The organism is Desulfocapsa sulfexigens DSM 10523, assembly GCF_000341395.1.
In the GTDB taxonomy this organism is placed as follows: Bacteria; Desulfobacterota; Desulfobulbia; order Desulfobulbales; family Desulfocapsaceae; genus Desulfocapsa; species Desulfocapsa sulfexigens.
This window is the reverse complement of the sequence record NC_020304.1, coordinates 2995553-3014337: the sequence shown is the minus strand read 5'-3', so window position 1 is coordinate 3014337 and position 18785 is coordinate 2995553. Positions and strand designations below refer to the sequence as shown.

General features: G+C 44.8%; 14 protein-coding genes. 12 read left to right on the top strand and 2 right to left on the bottom strand.

Annotation, left to right across the window (positions count from 1 at the left end):
* The first annotated feature begins 4 nt into the window (after nt 1–4).
* The 12 genes from tssE to UWK_RS13340 are packed head-to-tail and all read left to right on the top strand — an operon-like array spanning nt 5 to nt 15930.
* Nucleotides 5–418, top strand: coding sequence for a type VI secretion system baseplate subunit TssE (gene tssE / locus UWK_RS13395; protein ID WP_015404924.1), 414 nt, complete (start codon nt 5–7; stop codon nt 416–418).
* 14 nt (nt 419–432) lie between these two features.
* Nucleotides 433–2166 (top strand): type VI secretion system baseplate subunit TssF, encoded by a 1734-nt coding sequence (gene tssF / locus UWK_RS13390; RefSeq protein WP_015404923.1) that lies wholly within the window; start codon nt 433–435, stop codon nt 2164–2166.
* Complete coding sequence (gene tssG / locus UWK_RS13385; protein WP_015404922.1) at nt 2130–3158, top strand: type VI secretion system baseplate subunit TssG; 1029 nt, start codon at nt 2130–2132, stop codon at nt 3156–3158. Before tssF ends, tssG begins: the two co-directional genes overlap by 37 nt.
* A 36-nt stretch (nt 3159–3194) precedes the next feature.
* The gene (gene tssH, locus UWK_RS13380) at nt 3195–5846 is read left to right on the top strand and encodes a type VI secretion system ATPase TssH (RefSeq protein WP_015404921.1); all 2652 of its coding nucleotides are present in this window, start codon (nt 3195–3197) and stop codon (nt 5844–5846) included.
* Nucleotides 5846–8134, top strand: coding sequence for a type VI secretion system Vgr family protein (locus UWK_RS13375; protein WP_015404920.1), 2289 nt, complete (start codon nt 5846–5848; stop codon nt 8132–8134). The genes tssH and UWK_RS13375 overlap by 1 nt, the downstream gene beginning before the upstream one ends.
* A gap of 6 nt (nt 8135–8140) precedes the next feature.
* A complete protein-coding gene (locus tag UWK_RS13370; protein WP_015404919.1) occupies nt 8141–10708 on the top strand; it encodes a DUF2169 family type VI secretion system accessory protein in 2568 nt (855 codons plus the stop codon).
* A 10-nt stretch (nt 10709–10718) separates the two neighbouring features.
* Nucleotides 10719–11774: a pentapeptide repeat-containing protein gene (locus UWK_RS13365; RefSeq protein WP_015404918.1), complete on the top strand. Its 1056-nt coding sequence runs from the start codon at nt 10719–10721 to the stop codon at nt 11772–11774.
* Nucleotides 11775–11803: 29 nt separating this feature from the next.
* Nucleotides 11804–12454 carry a DUF3540 domain-containing protein gene (locus UWK_RS13360; RefSeq protein WP_015404917.1) on the top strand — a complete coding sequence of 217 codons (651 nt, stop codon included), beginning with the start codon at nt 11804–11806 and terminating at the stop codon, nt 12452–12454.
* A gap of 12 nt (nt 12455–12466) precedes the next feature.
* Nucleotides 12467–12874, top strand: a complete 408-nt coding sequence (locus UWK_RS13355) for a DUF4150 domain-containing protein (RefSeq protein WP_015404916.1) — start codon at nt 12467–12469, stop codon at nt 12872–12874.
* Between the two features lie 9 nt (nt 12875–12883).
* Nucleotides 12884–14350 carry an FHA domain-containing protein gene (locus UWK_RS13350; protein WP_015404915.1) on the top strand — a complete coding sequence of 489 codons (1467 nt, stop codon included), beginning with the start codon at nt 12884–12886 and terminating at the stop codon, nt 14348–14350.
* A gap of 7 nt (nt 14351–14357) precedes the next feature.
* Nucleotides 14358–15137, top strand: a complete 780-nt coding sequence (locus tag UWK_RS13345; RefSeq protein ID WP_015404914.1) for a hypothetical protein — start codon at nt 14358–14360, stop codon at nt 15135–15137.
* A gap of 25 nt (nt 15138–15162) precedes the next feature.
* On the top strand, nt 15163–15930 hold the full coding sequence (locus UWK_RS13340) for a hypothetical protein (RefSeq protein ID WP_015404913.1): 768 nt from the start codon (nt 15163–15165) through the stop codon (nt 15928–15930).
* Between the two features lie 45 nt (nt 15931–15975).
* Here UWK_RS13340 and UWK_RS13335 read toward each other — a convergent pair whose 3' ends face one another.
* Complete coding sequence (locus UWK_RS13335; protein WP_015404912.1) at nt 15976–17544, bottom strand: type VI secretion system contractile sheath domain-containing protein; 1569 nt, start codon at nt 17542–17544, stop codon at nt 15976–15978.
* Nucleotides 17545–17634: 90 nt separating this feature from the next.
* Entirely contained in the window at nt 17635–18657 is a 1023-nt protein-coding gene (locus tag UWK_RS13330) for an FHA domain-containing protein (RefSeq protein WP_015404911.1), read from the bottom strand.
* Between the last annotated feature and the right edge of the window lie 128 nt (nt 18658–18785).

The window sequence follows — 18785 nt, the reverse complement described above, 5'->3', positions numbered from 1 at the left end:
AATCATGCGGGAAGCCAGGTTATTAGAGCGTATCCGGCAGAGGGAGCATGACCCTCTCCGTCGGGAAAGTGAGGATCCGTTGAAGGTGATCGACTCCATCCAGGACCACCTGAAACAGATCCTCAATACCCGGCAGGGAAATGTCCTGATTTCTGAAGAATACGGAACCCCTGATTTCACTGAATTTCTTACTGAATACCCTCAGTCACTCCGAGGCTTTGAAAGGGCAATCAGACAGACAATTACCCAGTACGAACCACGACTGCGAGCCGTGCGGGTAGCCTTTACCCCCCAGGAAGAAGATCGTCTTGCTGTGAAGTTTCAGATTTTTGCAAAACTTGCCACCTCAGGTTCCAATACCTCAGTACTTTTTGAAAGTCTTTTAAATTCCGATGGTCAGATAAGCATAAAAAAATAACCAGAAGATACGCAATGCTCAATCACTACTACCTTCAGGAACTTGCTGCCTTGCGTGATCTTGGGGCAGAATTTGCTGAAACGCACCCTTCCATAGCATCGATGTTGAGCGGTTCCTCTGCTGATCCCGATGTCGAACGACTGCTGGAAGGAGTAGCTTTTCTGACCGGCCTCATCCGGGAAAAACTTGATGACGATTTTCCCGAAATCATCCACGATCTCATTCATCTGATATGGCCGCATTACCTTAGACCATTACCTTCCGCTGCCATTGTCGCCTTCCAGCCCAAATCTTCACTTAAACAGGCCTTAAAAATAAAAAAAGGTGTCCAACTGGCCTCGGTCCCCGTTGCCGGAACAACCTGCCTCTTTCAAACCTGTTTTGATGTTGAGGTACAACCGATAGCGATCACGGATGTCGCTTTTGTGGAAACCCCAGGAATGGCTTCCTCCATCCGGGTCACACTTCAAACAAAGGGTGGAGCTCTCAACAATCTTCAGCTAAAAAATTTACAATTTCATCTGGCGGGTGACTACTCTTCTGCCAGTGACAAATATTTTATCCTTCGTCATTATCTACGTCGTATAATTATTAAGGCGAAAGATCAGGACTCCGAATTTTCCTTAACTAAAGAACATCTGCAACCTGTGGGATTCAATATGGCAGATGGCGTCTTGCCCTATCCCGGCAACTCTTTTCCTGGATACCGAATTCTTCAGGAATATTTCACTCTCCCTGAGAATTTTCTTTTTCTTAATCTCACCGGGCTTGAAAAATGGTTCAATCGCGGAGAAGGAACACAATTTGAGATTATTTTTGAGTTAAACGACATTCCTTTTCAAATACCAAGAATCCGTACAAAAGATTTCATTCTTTTTGCCACTCCTGTACTCAATCTTTTTAAGCATGAAGCAGACCCCGTCCGTCTTGATCACCGGATGAGCGAATACCGTGTTCGGCCCGCTGCATCAAATTTAACTCATTTCCAGGTGTACTCGGTGGACAGGGTAACCGGTTACATCCAGGGAACTGCAACAGCAAGGGAATATCAACATTTTGACCACTTTAATCGAAACGGTGCATCTGGCCCTGTTTACAATACAAGTAAAAGGAAATCGCCATCACGCAGGGTGACCGACACCTATATTTCTGTAAGTTACCCTAAAAAAGATGGCCCACCACTTCCTGAGACTCTTAGCATCGAACTGACGTGCACCAATGGTGATCTTCCCGACAGTATCCAGGTTGGTGACATATCACAGCCCACAAGCTCAACTCCTGAATTCATCACCTTTTCCAATATAAGTCCACCCACATCCGGGGCTCAGCCACCTCTGGAGAAAAACCTCCTCTGGAGACTTCTCGGACATCTGTCCCTGAATTACACTTCACTTGCTGATATTAAAAATTTAAAGACATTACTCGGCCTGTACCTTTTTCCTGACACTAAAGACAGAACGACTTTACTAGCCAATCAGAAGCGAATAGATGGTCTGCAGAAGATCAGTTCCACCCCTGGAGACAGGCTAGTAAACGGTCTTATGATGCGGGGGAGGGAAATTCATATGGAGGCCCGTTATGATCACTTTGCAAGTCAAGGTGATCTCTATCTTTTTGCTTCAATCCTCAACGAATTTCTTGCAGTATATTCAACTTTTAATTCCTTTACCAGGTTCACCCTTAAAGAAAGTTTGAGAGGAGAAATCATTTCATGGCCGGCACGGATAGGGGAACGTCCCCTGATTTAAAGCTAGATGTCAAGTTGTCCTTACTGAAAGAAGGAGAGAACTTTTCTTTTTTTCAGGTCATTAGACTGCTCCGCCTTTATCTTGATTCTCCGTCCTCTGAGAGTAAAGCAGCCCCCTACCAACATAATCAAATCCGGATTGTCCCCCATTTATCCCTTGGTTTTCCTGCAAGTGATATTGAATCGATCGAAGAACATTGTGATCAGAATGACAAGAGTACGTTCAAAATAAAAACTAATTTTTTAAGTTTATACGGGTCCTCATCTCCCCTGCCAACCTTTTACAGTGAGGAGCTGTTGGATGAGGCCTCAGAAGACACATCTGCCAGCCGTGATTTCCTCGATATCATTCACCAAAGACTCTATCTCCTCTTTTTCCAAAGCTGGTTGAAGTATCGGCAGTTTCAACAAATCAGTGAGGAAGAGGAGAATTCCCATCTGGAGCGTCTTTTTTGCTTACTGGGTTTGGGAGAACCGGAATTCCGAAAAAATATTCAAAACCCCAAGGATTTACTTCGATATGCCGGATTGTTCAGTCAGGCCCCAAGATCAGCCTTAGGCCTGAAAACCCTGCTTTCCGACGCTTTAAATCTTCCCGTTGACATTCTCTCCTGCCTGGAACGAAAAGCGAAAATTCCTGAAGATCAGAGAATTCAGCTTGGTGCATCTGTTGTCGCCCTTGGCTGTGACAGCTTTCTTGGAGAAGAGATTGGAGATCGAATGGGTCGGTTTCGTATAGAAATAGGACCACTTGATGAACCAGAATATAGAGCATTTCTCCCCGGCAGCGCCTTGTATAATAAGGTTGTCATGCTGACAGACCTCTTCGTCAGTGATCCTCTTGATTACGACATTAAGGTAACCATGGCGGGTCGACAGGCCAAAACAGTCTGTCTTGGAGGCGAACAATGGTCGGGCCTTGGTCTTGACAGCTGGCTGTTTTCTGGAGAAGAGATCGGAGAAAAAAGTAACCTGTTTTATCCTCAAAGATAACTTATATTCCATTACTAACAACAATCGGAGAGAACCATGCTGACCGTAGACATTAAATCGCTATTAGGGCGCTTAAATCCTTTTTGTACCCGTTGTCTTGAGGCCGCAGCCGGCCTGTGTGTTTCACGGAGCCATTATGAGGTAACCCTTGAGCATTTTCTTTCCAAACTCCTTGAAGAAGATCAGTCTGATCTTCCCCTTATTTTACGTCATTATGATATAGATCCCGGAAAATTCAGTAAAGGTATTGATCATGCCCTTGAAGAATTCAAAACCGGAAATGCTGCCAAACCCGTTTTTTCTCCACTGTTGATGGAATGGTTTCAGGAGTCCTGGCTGATTGCCTCGGTGGATCTTGATGAAAACGGACTTCGATCGGGAGTACTGCTGCTAACCCTGGTCAACAATCCATCCCGCTTTGGTGCAGGACAATTTCTTGATCAATTGAATGGTATATCGTTTGATGGACTCAAGAGTGAATTCTGGGATATTGTTAAACCATCCATTGAACAGCCTGCTCCAGGTGAGGCAGGAGAGAGTAAGGAGGTTTCAGGCCCCAGAGACTCCACGGCACTTGGAAAATTTTGTGTAGATTTTACCGCGAAAGCTAAAGACGGTGAGATCGACCCGGTTTTTGGAAGAGATCTTGAAATACGACAAATGGTTGATATCCTTGCAAGAAGAAGAAAAAACAATCCCATTGTGGTCGGAGAAGCAGGTGTTGGTAAAACTGCAGTCGTTGAAGGCCTTGCCCTGAGGATAGTTGAAGGAGACGTACCTGATCTCCTTGAAAATGTATCTATTCTCGGCCTTGACATGGGACTTCTTCAGGCAGGCGCCGGAGTCAAAGGAGAATTTGAGAATCGCCTCAAATCAGTTATTAACGAGATCAAGGCATCACCAAAGCCGATCATCCTCTTTATCGACGAAGCTCATACCCTGATTGGTGCCGGTGGTGCTGCTGGACAAAGCGATGCTGCGAACCTCCTCAAACCGGCTTTAGCCAGAGGCGAATTACGGACAGTTGCCGCCACAACCTGGTCTGAATACAAGAAATATTTCGAGAAGGACCCGGCCCTTGCCAGAAGATTTCAACTTGTTAAACTTGAAGAACCTTCCACTGAAACAGCCATCCTTATCCTGCGTGGTTTAAAACAAAAGTACGAAGAGGCTCATGGGGTAATAGTCCGTGATGACGCTATTATTGCAGCAGCCGAACTTTCCAGTCGCTATATTTCCGGCAGGCAGTTGCCTGATAAGGCTGTAGATCTGCTCGATACCAGTGCCGCCCGGGTCAAGGTGCTTCTCACCGCTAAACCCGATGTAATTGAGGACAGAGAACGGAGTGTCCAGGCCCTGGAACGTGAGAAAAAGGCCATGGAAAGAGATCAGCTTCATGGTTTTGCGATAGACGAAGAACGTTTTTCAGAAATCGTGGCCAAAATAGCGGATCTTGGCAAACAACTGGAAGCCCTTATCCTGCAGTGGAAAACCGAGCAAGAAGTGGCTGGTAGATTAATAAATTCACGAAAAGAGCTTTTCAAACTCAAGGAAGCCGCTACCCTTGAAGAACCTGAGAACAAAGAGATAATTCCGCAACTTGAAAAAGAACTTGTAACACTGACAGAAGAATTTAAGTCTATCCAGAAAGATGAGTCCCTGGTTCGCATAGAAGTTGATCCGGATATCGTTTCCAAAGTTGTATCGGATTGGACAGGTGTCCCGCTCGGTAGTGTCATGCGTGATCAGGCTTCAAATATAGTAAACCTTGAAGAAAAGATGAAGGATCGCATCAAGGGACAGGATCACGGTCTTGCAGCGATTGCTGAAGTAATCAAAGCTGCAAAATCAGGACTTAAAGATCCGAATCAGCCTCTTGGAATATTTTTACTGGTTGGACCAAGTGGAGTCGGCAAGACTGAGACAGCCCTGGCTCTGGCCGATCTGATCCTTGGAGGGGAGCGATTTGTAACCTCCATTAACATGAGTGAATTTCAGGAACGCCATACCCTGAGTCGACTGGTAGGTTCACCTCCAGGATATGTCGGCTATGGTGAAGGAGGTGTGCTCACCGAAGCCGTTCGCCAGCGTCCCTATTCAATAGTTCTTCTGGATGAAGTTGAAAAGGCCAATCTTGAGGTGATGAATCTCTTTTATCAGGTTTTTGATAAAGGCTCACTCTCCGATGGTGAAGGAAGAGAAATCGATTTCAAAAATACTATTATTTTTCTCACCTCCAATCTGGCAACCGATGTCATCACCGAAATGACCACCGGCGACGCTGATCTGCCGCCAGAGGTCATTATGAATGCCGTTCGGCCTATTTTGAGCAATCATTTCAAGCCTGCCCTCCTTGCACGAATGACGGTGGTTCCCTATATGACTTTACCGCAGGACATCTTAAGTGATATTGTAAAATTAAAACTAAACAAGCTGGTTAAACGATTGGCCGAGACTCACAAGATGAAATTAACCTACAGCGAAGAGGTTATTAAACAGATCGCGGCCAGGTGTACTGAAGTGGAAACCGGGGCAAGAAATATTGATCACATCATGAATGGCACGGTTTTACCACAAATGTCCAAAGAAATTCTCACCTTCATGAGTGCTGAGGCGATGCCTGCAAGTGTTCACCTCGATATGGATCAAGATGGTAACTTTGCTATACAATTTGGAGGGAATGACTAATGCCAGTTGAGGAAAACATTAGATTTATTTTCACTTCCACATCTCAGCCGGACGACACCTTTACTGTTGCTGAATTTAACGGTACAGAGGCAATCTCTAAACTGTATGAATTTGACATAACTCTTTATGCCGATGACCCTGATATAAACTTAAAAGAGGTGTTGAAAAATCCGGTAAAATTAAGAATTGAGAAAAACGGGGAAGAGCTTCGAGTCTTTCATGGCATTCTATCCCGCTTTGAGCAGTTGCATGAGTATTCCGGACATATTTATTTTCGAGCCATACTGGTTCCACGACTATGGATTTCCGACCAATACCTTGAAAACCAGCTCTTTCTCGATAAAAGTATTCCCGATATCATCGAAGAGGTGCTCAAACAAACCGGTCTTACCACTCATGATTATGAATTAAAACTGACTGGTAACTATGCTCCATGGGAGTACATCTGCCAGTATAACGAAAGTGATTTTAATTTTATTTCCCGATGGATGGAACGGGAAGGAATCTATTATTATTTTCAACAGGGTGATGATGCAGAAAAACTGATTATTGCAGATGCCTCCACTGCTCACGAAGATATCCCTTCCGGAGAATCAATCCGGTATTCACCACCGGATTCTCTCTCTCCTTCCACCACTGAGCAGGTTCGCGAATTCACCTGCCATCAGCATCTGTTGCCTAAAAAAGTCATTCTGAAAGACTACAACTATCGCAAGCCTTCTCTTGATCTCAAGGGAGAGGCAGATGTGGACACAGAGGGGCGTGGTCATGTCTATATTTATGGAGAACATTTCAAAACACCGGAGGAGGGAAATGCCTTAGCCCGAATACGTGCTGAAGAGATCCTCTGCCGTGAGGCTATATTTTATGGTGAAGGGACCGTACCACCTTTTCTTGCCGGTTATATTTTTGAGATGCACGACCACTACAGGGACTCCTATAATCAGCGTTATCTGATAACAGAACTCTCTCATCAGGGAGTACAGTCCACCTACCTGACCGGAACCGGTGATACGGTCGAAGAAACTGATATGCAGGGCCCATCTTATTTTAATAATTTCACCTGTATCCCAGCAGACGCCCAATTCAGGCCAGAAAGGTTGGCGGAAAAGCCCAAATTGAAGGGGACGCTTAACGGTACCGTTGATGCGGGTGGAGATGGTGAGTATGCTGAAATTGATGACGAAGGTCGCTATAAGATAAAACTCCCCTTTGATCAAAGCGATTCTGCAGATGGAAAGGCTTCTCGGTGGGTGCGAATGGCACAGCCCTATGCCGGTGCTGACTATGGCATGCATTTTCCACTGCACAAGGGAACCGAGGTACTGCTGACCTTTATTGATGGAGATCCGGATCGACCCATCATTTCCGGAACCGTTCCCAATCCTGAGACTGGCAGCCCGGTAACAGGCTCTAACCAGACTCAGTCAATGATTCGTACCGCAGGTGGAAATCAAATCCGGATTGAAGATTCCAACGGTGGGCAACAGATCCATATGTCATCACCAACTAAAGGATCCATTGTGTCATTAGGGGCAGTTAATGCCGGTAATATTTATTTGCATACGGATGGGACAATGGTTTCGGAATGCGATGAAAACTCTGATGAAACCGTTGGTGGCAGTAAATACATTGGAATTGCAGGAAGTGAAAATAAAACCGTAGGTACTTCAACTTTTGCGTTTGGTGCAGGTTCTGACAAACAATATATTTATGTTGATGGAAATCGCAAAGTTGAGGTTACCGGAGAAGAGAATGTCGAAATTAATCAGATGCAAAATGTCACCATTGGACAAGGACAGAATATTACCATAGAAAGTGGAGGACGAACTGATATTATTGGAGGTGGAGATCTCATTAATTGCAATGGTGATAGGATTGAGATTGTCGATGGCGTTGAAGATTTCTCTGTTACAGGAAATCAGTTTTATAGTGTCGACCAAAACAGAGAATTTTCTGTAGGAGGAAATGATAAATACACAGTAACAGGCGATCGTCATATTGATGTCGGGGGGAATCATACCGGCCATAGTAACGGGTTGACACGGGCAATATCCAGTGGGAGTGTTCAGACGATACATTTTGCAGAGGACTACACCCTCACCATCGGCACAGCAATGGAAAATTTTGTTGGTGCCAAATTTGTCACCTGCTCAGCTATTATAGGAGAAATTAACTATGGCTTGAGATTTGGCAAAGGAGCAATGGATCTAAAAGACGGCAATGCTCTTATCCAAAAATATGGTGCCATAGCATTGGAAAAATGCGGTATTAAAATATTCAGTTAGGTTCTCATGAAAGTAATTAAGCCGCTCAAACTGAGCTTACTCTATAAGGTTTATGAGAATAATAAAAAACAGGTATTCGTTTCCACCGTAATATCTCTCTTTTCTTTTTACCCATCAGGTAAGATAGAAAATGAGATTGATCTCTGGAAAATGCTGCAGGAAGAGATTGGTCCTGAAACCTTATTCGATCTTGGTATGCCAAAGAAAAGAGCCGAGGTCTTGATCCATGGCGGATTTTACTCACCGACTGGAAAAAGTGTTCAGGCTGGTACTGTAAGAGTCAAGCTGGGAAATTTGGACAAAGAATTAAATATCTTCGGTGATCGTGAATGGAGAAAACGCAACACCCGCTGGGAAATCAGTGATCCACAGGAAATACTCTCTTTACCAATTAGCTATCAGAATTCTTTTGGAGGTCCAGAGTATGCCAAAAACCCACTGGGTAAAGGCTATATTCCCTCTATGGATCAATTGGATAAAACCTCCTATCCCTTACCCAATATCATTGACCCACGGCAGCCCCTTCTTCTTCCAACTGACCAGATTGAACCCGCAGGATTTCAAGGCTACGAACTTACCTGGCCCCAACGATACGCAAAAACCGGAACCTATGATCAGAAATGGCTCAAAGAACTGTTTCCAGGATTTGCAAAGGATTTTGATCCAACGTTTTTCAATGCAGCTCCATTGGACCAGCAATTCGAGGGTTTTTTAATTGGTAATGAAGAATTCAGCTGTGAAAACATGCACCCTGAACGATCATCCCTTCAATCAAGACTCCCGGGAATTCATCCGCGGTGTTTTGTCAATCAAAGTGTTGAAGACAGTTTGAGGTTTTCGGAAATCCCACTGGTCCTTGATACGGTTCTTCTCTTTCCCCATCTTGAAAAAGGGATACTCATACACCGCGGTTCCCATGATGTCTCGGATAACCAGGCCAGAGATATTTCCGAAATACTTGTGGCCTATGAGCGGGAGACCGATACACCCAGAAGCAAAAACCATTATTTAGCTGCCCTGGAAAGAAGGCTTGATCCTGAAAAGGGTCACCTGTACGCGCTCAAGGAGAACGATCTTATTCCTGACGATGATGTGTCAGGGCTTCAGGAACTTGTCAATGAAACAATAAAGGATAAGAAGCAAAGTCTTTTTGAAAAACACCTGCAGGAAAAAATCAAACTTGAGGCTGAAAGATCAAAAAAGGAATTTAATGATCTTGGTTTCACTACCGGAAACACCTTTGACCACAAGACAACACTTACTGCTCAAAACAGTGGTTTGGACGATTTAGACAATTTGGATCTTCTTGTTGAAAAATCTCTCAAGGATATGCAGGATAAACAAGAGGCGATGAAAAAAGAATGTCGGGAAATGTCTGAATCCATGGGATTGGATCATGAGAAACTGGCACAGGATGACCAGAAAAAAAATGGTGGACGAATACAGTTTTCTTCTGATGAAATAAGTGCAGATCTTCGCAAATTTGGCAGGCTCACCAAAGAAAAGGAGAACCAGCTGAAACAGACTGAGCAGCAATTCAATGATCTTTACCGCCAATATGGCCACCATAATCCTGCTACAGTATATTCAAACAGGAAAAATGAGGAAAATCGTGCCACTCTTCTGAAATATTTTTCAAAAAATGAACCAATGAACGGAATGGATTTTACCGGTGTCAATCTTTCGGGTATGAATCTTGATGGCATTGATCTTGAAAATTGCTTCCTTGAAGGTGCTGACCTCAGCAATACGCAACTGAAGGGAGCCAATCTTAAAAACTGTATGCTGGCCCGTGCCAATATGGCTCATGCTGTGTGTGATATGTCCAAAATGGATGCGGTGAATCTTGGTGACGCAAATCTCACAGGTGCAAGCTTCAGCAACTGCTCCATGGACAATGCCGTTCTTTTTAAAGCCAACATGGAAGGGGCGCAATTTCACGGGGCAAGCCTTAAAGAGGCTGATTTTATGCAATGTGAAGGATTGAATGCCAACCTGAACCGCGCAGACATTTCCAAAGGACAATTCATTGAAAGCAAACTTGAGGGTGCCGATTTTTCAGAAAGTAATATCAGTGAGGCGCTTTTTATTCAAACTAAGCTGCACAGGGTCAATTTTTCCAAAGCCAGCTTATGCAACACAACTATTGTACAATGCCAGGGGGATGGGGCAATATTCCACCAGGCTGATCTAACAGGTGTCAGTGCTTCCGTGGAGATCAGCTTTAGAGATGCTGATTTTTCCTTCTGTAAACTTATTAATGCAAATCTTCGTGGCGGTGATTTCACAGGAGCAATGTTTACCGAGGCTGATTTAAGTAATGCCGATTTGAGTGAAACCAAACTCGAAAACAGTAGGTTCTACCGAGCTATCGCCAAACAAACTCAATTTATGAATGCCGATTTAAGCAGAGCCTACATGGTTTCAATCAACCTTTTTGAAGGTTCTTTACAAATGGCTAATCTCACAGGAACTGACCTTCGCGGATCCAATCTTTTTGCAGCTGACCTTTTACACACTGATTTCAGCAATGCTAGAATTGAACAGGCCAATATTGGCCAGACAATACTATGAGCACAAGTAAATGACACCTTCAAAACTGGTAGCAAAAATCAAAAAAGGAGAAGTCATTAGTGGGAGAGACTTCTCCGGTAAAGACCTGTCTAAACTTGAACTTGGTGGTGGGATTTTTGAACAAGTGAATTTTGCCGGGGCGAATATGTCAGGTACAATTTTCACCGAATCTATCTTTAATGAATCTGATTTTTCTGGAGCAGATTGCAGTGGCGCTGTGCTATGTGAAACAATTTTCAACAGATGTAAGACCGATAAGGTGTGTTTTGACAATTGCATCCTCACAGATGCGAAATTTGCAGAAACCCAGGCCAGTGAAGTGTCCTTTCAAAACTCTGACTGCACAGATACTGTTTTCTATCAATGTTCTCTTGTTGATGCCAACTTTAAAAGCAGCACCCTCTTCAAGGCTGCCCTTATAGAATGCGAGACAGATGGAATTTGTCTCAGTAAGGCCAATTGTGAACAGACAGTTTTTTTGGGAGCCGACCTGACCCGCACTGAACTTAAAGGTGCCCGCTTTATTCAATCTTTTCTCATGAATTCTGATCTTAGCGGGAAAGATCTTCGGGAAATTGATTTCTCCAGGGCAATGCTCAAAGGGGCAGATCTTTCACTGGCAAATCTGACTGGAGCAAACATCACTCAAACCAACTTTATGGATGCCACCCTGCGTCAAACCTGTTTTGACAATGTCCAGGGACAATATGCAATATTTATGAACGCCATGATGGAACAGGCGAGCCTTCAAAATGCCCGGCTAATCCAAAGCTGCTTTGATGGTGCAAATCTACGGCTTGCCAACCTGAGCAATACACAACTTGAATGTGCTATTTTCAACAATGCTCTTTGTCGATCATCACGGTTTATTGGTGCAAACCTTACTTACTGTGATTTTTCCCACGCAGACATTAGCGACGCTGACATGAGCAGAGCTGATGTGACTCGAACAAAATTTCACCAGACTCTACAACATCAGGCCATCTGGACTGGTGTTAACAAAGGAACGATTGTAGGAACAGATCCTGAACTGGCAGCTGCTGAACAATGGAGCCCAACCTTATAGTATACTTTCAACATATAAAGGAAAAACAAATGGATAACCTTGCGAGACAGGAACAAGATCCTACTATGTTCCAGGAAATGGGTGTTGTTGTAGAAATTGAAAGAGAGTGTTTTTGGGTAGCTGTTGGTGATTCCCGATATCGGGCACAAAAAGCGGCTGGTTGCTTACTGTATCCTGAAGTTGAAGACAAAGTTCTAGTGGTAAGTTCATCTGCTGGTGAGTGTTATATATTATCTGTACTTGAGAGAACAAAAAGTACCAGAAATCGTCTTCTCTTTGACGGCGACACTGAGCTGCTATCTCCAAATGGAAATCTGCAATTGGCAGGTAAGCAGGGGGTGAATGTAACCAGTCCATCACAGATTCGCATTGTCTCTACAAATCTTCAGGTAGTGGCTGAGCAGAGTGAGTGTAGTATATCTCATTTATCCTATATTGGAAATTTCCTTGAGGGTAAAGTTGCCCTGGTTAAATTGATGGCTGGAAAGATGGAATCAATTTTTGATTGTTTGCGGCAAAAGGTTAAAAGATCTTACCGTGAGGTGGAAGATATTGATCAGCTTAAGGCTGGTAAGATCGATTACAATGCAGAAAGACTGATGTCCTTACGTGGCAAATATTCTGTTGTTACTGCAAAAGAAAATATAAAGATTGATGGGAAAATGATCCATATGGGTTAGAGGAGGATAATAATGTTTGCCAATTCACAAATGATGGGTCAGGATTTTGCTTTTCCTGACGTTTGTTTAACCCCTGCTCCACCAGCACCTGCGCCTGTACCTATTCCTTATCCGAATATTGCAATGGGACCCACAGCAAATCCTGGTACCGCATGTACGAAAATTCTTATCATGGGAATGCCAGCTCATAACATGGGAACGGTCACCCCCATGACCAATGGTGACAATGCAGGTGTCTCCATGGGAGTAGCCTCTGGCAGAGTCATGGGGCCTTCACGGCATCTAGCAGGATCGTTTACCGTGCTTTTCCAGGGAAAACCAGCGACACGGCTGACAAGTCCAACTCTGCAGAATGGTACAAATGTTCCTGGTATGAGGATAGTACCCAGCCAAACCAAAGTCCTTTTGTTAGCACCCTAATCAATTGATATGATTCAAAGGCTGGAAAATAACGGGCAGAATTCGTCACCTCCAGCTGTTTTAGTCTCAGCAACATGGCCAGCCGGACAGTTTGCAGAACGCGCATTTTCCTCCTCTTTTCGTGTCGGTCGTGATCCCGACTGTGATATAGCTATTACCGATCCGGTAGTCAGTCGCCACCATGCCGAGGTAATTTTTCTGGCAGACACCTGGTGGATTCAAGACTGTAATAGTGCCAATGGTATTTTTGTTGACGGTAACCGGGTTAATCGCATTGCCATTAAAAAACTGACCAGGATTGAACTGGGAAGAAACGGGCCACTCCTTACACTGTCGGTTGACCAGCCTTTCCAGGAAACTAAAAAGCCTGGAACTCCACGATCCATGTCCCACTATCAGGAACATTATTTCGGTGATAAGGATGACGGGGACGCAGGTGAGCACACCATAATGGTTAGACGTGCCTTTGCCCAGGTTCAGAAAAAACAGAAAAGAAAGTATGGTATCATCATTGGCCTGGTTACCTGCCTTTTTTGTATTGCTGGCTCAGTTGCCATCTACATGCATCTGCAGGTTGAGAAACAAAAAAAACTCGCTGCTGAAATCTTCTATACCATGAAAGGACTGGAAGTAGAGTTTGCAGATGTTCTTCAAACAGCACGAGACAGTGATGACACTGCTACCATTGCCAGGGTAGAATATTATAAACAGCAGGCAAGAGAGTTGGAAAACAGCTATAGCGAATTTGTCGACACTCTCGGGATCTATAAAAATATCAGTCCCCAGGAAGAGGCAATTCTAAAAACTGCGAGAATTTTTGGTGAATGTGAAATATTTGTTCCTGCTGACTTTACCAGTGAAGTCATACGCTACATCAAGAAGTGGCAGTCAAGCAGCCGTCTTGTTAACGCCCTGGAACGCGCAGAAAACAATGGCTACACTTCTCCAATTGCCAGAACCATGCGCTATTATTTTCTCCCACCACAGTTCTTTTATCTGGCTCTGCAGGAAAGTAATTTTAACGTAAATGCCCTGGGCCCTAAAACCCGCTGGGGTATTGCCAAAGGTATGTGGCAATTCATTCCTGAAACCGGCTCTCGATATGGCCTGCAAACAGGTCCCCTTTTTAAGCAACGAAAGGTAGATCCCCTTGACGAGCGGCATAATTTTGCCAAATCAACCGTGGCCGCAGCAAAGTACCTGCGAAAAATTTACGATACCGATGCTCAGGCCTCCGGGCTATTGGTAATGGCCTCGTACAACTGGGGAGAAAACCGCGTTATTCAACTTGTGAGAGATATGCCGAATAATCCAAAAGAACGTAATTTCTGGCAGTTTTTTAAACAGTATCGTGATAAAATACCCGAACAAACCTATGACTATGTGTTCTACATTTTTTCAGCGGCAGTGATTGGAGAAAACCCCGGTCTCTTTGGCTTTGATTTTGACAATCCGCTCATTATTGCGGCAAAATAGGAATACCATGCAGAAAAAAATATGGCTCAGTGCATTCAACTGTTCCCAGGAAACGGTTCAGTCGGTTATGGGCAAACTGCAGAGCTATGGCCTCGCTGCAGATGGTCACTTCTTTACAGATGACCTCGACAAAATGGCCTGGGCAGCACCCCGTAAGCAATTGGTCGATCACAATGTTTCCATGTGGCTGCTAGTAACTTCAGCTGAAAGTCTTCAGCAGCCAAGCTTCCGTTACGGACTGGCAATGCTGGCTCTTGGAGTGCAGGCAGAACGGGGCCAGGACTTTCCTATTGTTATTCTCCAAATCGGAGAAGATACTATACAGCCAGACACCCTGCCTACACCCTTCGCCAATGTAAAGATTTTACCACTTGCAAACGAATCCTACGCAGCCAAGCTGATAGCCATCGTCCATACGCCGCTGCACAAGATCCAGTCAGAGTACAGGATGGATGTCTATGGCATCCCCAACATCGGTCAATGGTTTGAAGTGGGCCCCTTAAAAGGGAACTGGAAGGGTGCAATTTTTGGGGTCAGCGATGGTGAAATCAAACTCCACGCTGTCGGTCCAGCTGGTCAACTCCCTGAAAAGACAGTCCTCAACTACCCGCAGCAGGGCTTGGAAATAACAATGGGTGATCAAAAGTTTACGGCCTGGGGAGTGCAAAATGAAATCGATTCGTCCAGTTCCTATTATCTAAAGGTTGCAGGGTCACCGAAAAAAATAATGTTCTGCCCTTACTCTTCTGAAGAGGAAACCGAGGCATTTATTGTTTCATTACAATAGCCTACAACACAAAAGAGAAAATACTATGACTGAACTCAACATTCCCCGCACCGATCTGGACAGCCAGGAATTCCTTGAACTCCGACAGGCAACCGATAAGATCAGCTCCTTTCTGGGTCAACGCCTGAGAGACCATCTCAGCACCCTGCGACCGCTCTTCATTCCACGTAAACTCCTCGGAACCTACATTAAAAGTGCCTCTCAACAGGAGACCCATGGTTCAGACAAAGCATTTGCAGAACTGCAGGAAAGTTTCAGTGCCCTCTGCGAATCACCATTTCAACTCCCCAGGAAACTCCAGCCACCGCTACCAGCCATTTCCAATGTTCTTGAATGCACCCCGCTGCAGTATGAACTGACCATTGATGGTAGCGATGCAAAAGCCATTACCATCACCTCACCTACCCGTTTCATCGTTTCTTATCAGAGCGAATGTCCCCTGGATCGTCTGCGAGGTATGCTGAGTGGCAAGGAGGCTCGTCAGACTGAAGATATGCGCCAGGCCATAATCTGCCACCTCAGTCTAGTTCTGCTACTGGAACATTTTCCAAATCTGAAGACCTTGCTTGAAGATCTTCGCTATCAGGTAGATATTTACAAATTACCAGATCTTGGCAATCTTCCGGCAGTTATGATCAGCACACCATTATCAACCTTCCTGCCACCTGATAAATTTATTACCGAGGTGACCCAGCTCTCTGGTATTCCTGCCTTCCAGGAAATTGTCAGCAGGGATGCCATCGACAATATGCCAGATCTTCTGCAACAGCAGTTGCGAAACCCGGCCGGCTGATTCTCATTTACTCTCAGTGGTAAAAAACTGGAGCCGAACAACGGGTTACCAGCCAAACTCCAGCACTATCTCCTGTCCGCTGGGGAGAATGTGCCTGGAAGGGATCCATCGAAACAAGACCTGAATAGCCCCTTTATCATCGTGACACTCCACCCCAAAATCACCAACAGGATACTCCCCCTGTTTTTTGGTAAACAGTTGAAAGGCAGTGTGCAATCGACTAGCCAATTCATCTGCCAGCAAAGGTTCCTGCCAATTGTCCCGACACCAGAGGATAAAGTGGCTCACTCTGCAAAGCAAGGTCTGATAACTCAAACTACTATCCGTCGAGGCCATGACATCACCGGCAAGAAAAGCGCTATCCCTTCCCTTCCATCCGGCCAGCGCCATAATGCCGCAACGGGAAACCTGTTCCAGCCGACTTTCACTCCATTGTACCTCAAGCGGACTTTGTTCAACCGAACCTTCCAGGGCAAGAGCCAAATCTTCCAGACAGATCTGCCGTGATGAGGCCATACCCGTTGGCCATCCGGTTTGCCTTACGCGGGAAGCCATAAGAGCTGCAACTCCCCATACCGAAGAGAGCCAGAGCATCTCCTTTTCCCTGAAAGGAAGAAGGCGTGATCGGTTCTCAGGCCCATAGGGGAAACGAGTCCCAAAACGATTGCAGCTCAACCCTATCCAGCGACTCAAATCGGAATTCTGCAAACCTTTATACCTGGCAAAGGATGCTTTTTCCAAGTGGTGGGGAAGAAAAGAAAGGCTATCAAGATTCTTCCAATTTTCAATCTGGAAAAACGAAGCATCCAACCAGGTAAGCACAGGTACAAGCATCTCCTGGCCAAAGGAAGCGAGCTGAGTCATCATTTGCACGGATCTCTCTGAACTGCTTAAGGGCTGATCAACAAGAATGACAGAAGGAGGATCAAGTATGATCTCTTCTCTTTGTTCATCCAGGACTTTTTCAATGTTATTATGAGATATCGGTAATATTGACAAACGACCACCAGCCTCAGCAAGATGGCGACCGAGATATCGCAAACCCTGCCAGCAGGACTCAAGGGATCGAAATATTGGATCGGTATAGATGCTGTCTAGAATTTTACGGGCCAGTGCGCCATAAAATCCAGTTCCTCCTGCAGTGGCTCCCTTGACTGAACTGTCTTCTTCCGGCAAAGCCACCATGGATAAAATACTCTCCAGGGAACTCTTTTTTTCTTCCTCGTCCTTTTTTTTCTGAGTCAGTGAGATCGGGGGTAGATCAGGCCACTTCTTAACTCCTTCAATAATTACCTCTGTAGACTTCTTTTGCTGTTCAGCCTCAAGGCAGAAACGATGAGCGGCAAGCAAATTCTCAAGATATGGTTGACTCTGCAAAAGACCGTCAGGGGTGAAATCGCGCATTTTCCTGAATCGAAGATGAAGCCCACCGGCAGGACATTCTGCAACTGGGAGAGAGAGAAAAAAAGATGGCATCAACGCAGTTAGTGCCTGATCAATATCCAAAGGATCAACTGCAAGAAGTTTGACGGTCACACCAGGATTTACTTCTGAAGTAAACGGTGCAAGTGCAAGAATGGAAAAAGGGAAATCTGGAATAGATATCTGTTCCATGCAGGCCTCCTTGCTGAGTTATTCTTGAACTGACGGAGATATTGTATTTGTTACACGGTACATTTTGAGTAGATCTCAAAAACAAGATAGTTACAGGAAATACCAGACTGCTATTGGAATCCCGAGTACAAGCAGCAGAGTAAACAGAATCCAGAACAGCTTTTTGCCGCCTCCGGATGGTTTGACACTGGATCCTCTTGATTGCTGTTGCTGGTACTTGTCTGATTGCACTGGTTCCAGTCTCTTTTCCGATTCTTCCGTTGTCTCAATTTCAGCTAGCCTGCCTTCGCCAAGAAATTGAAACTTAGGCCCCTGAGGTGTGAGGGCCAGACAGGTATCTGGCTGAAGCGATGATTCAGACTGAACCGGTCGTAAATTGACCGTCAGCATTCCACGGCCGGTAAGGTCTTTCACCCAGTACTGATTGTCCCGGAAGAAAATCTGTGCATGGTGGTCAAGCAGAGCATGATGCTGCAATGTACAGTCACAATCACTGCCACTCCCGATGATGATTGGTAACTTCTTAAAGGAGGTAAGGGTTGCCCCATACTGGATGATAAAGCTTTTATTAACTGTAGGAATCGGCGCAGAATCTCGAGGACCTTTCATCGATGACGATGGCAAAGGTTCTATCACTGGTGATTTCTGCAGAGACTGAGCTAGCGGAACATTTTCAGGCGACTCTTCTATTTTAGGTGTCTGCACCTTATCAGGCGGTGACAGCGATACACTTGGATCCTGCTGTCTATTCATATCTCCAGAAGAAGCAATGGCCTCCTTTTCTTCGGGAGTAACTTTTGAACTCAAAAAACTGACCTTTGGCCCTCCCTCTCCACCAATAATCAGCACATCACCATCTTTTAAAAAAACATCTTTTTGCTCTATACCATTGATCAGGGTACCATTTGCGCTGTAATCCAGAAACTTGAAGCGGTTCCCCTCCCGTCTAATTTCAGCATGTTTCCGTGAAATTGCTGTGGAATCACTCGGAAAGACCAGCTGGCAATCAGGATGTCTCCCAATAACAATAACCGATTCAAAGAAATCTTGAATTTCACCTTTAAACGGCCCGTTCAGATGCACTAACTGTACTTTTTTATCTGGGATATTCATTTGTTATTACAATAGGGTATTCAACATATAACATATTCACGTTCGCCTCAAACAGTCCTTCCTGCCACGTACACACGGATACTTCTGCTCCGTTAAGATCAATACGGATAATTCGGTTGGTATCTTTA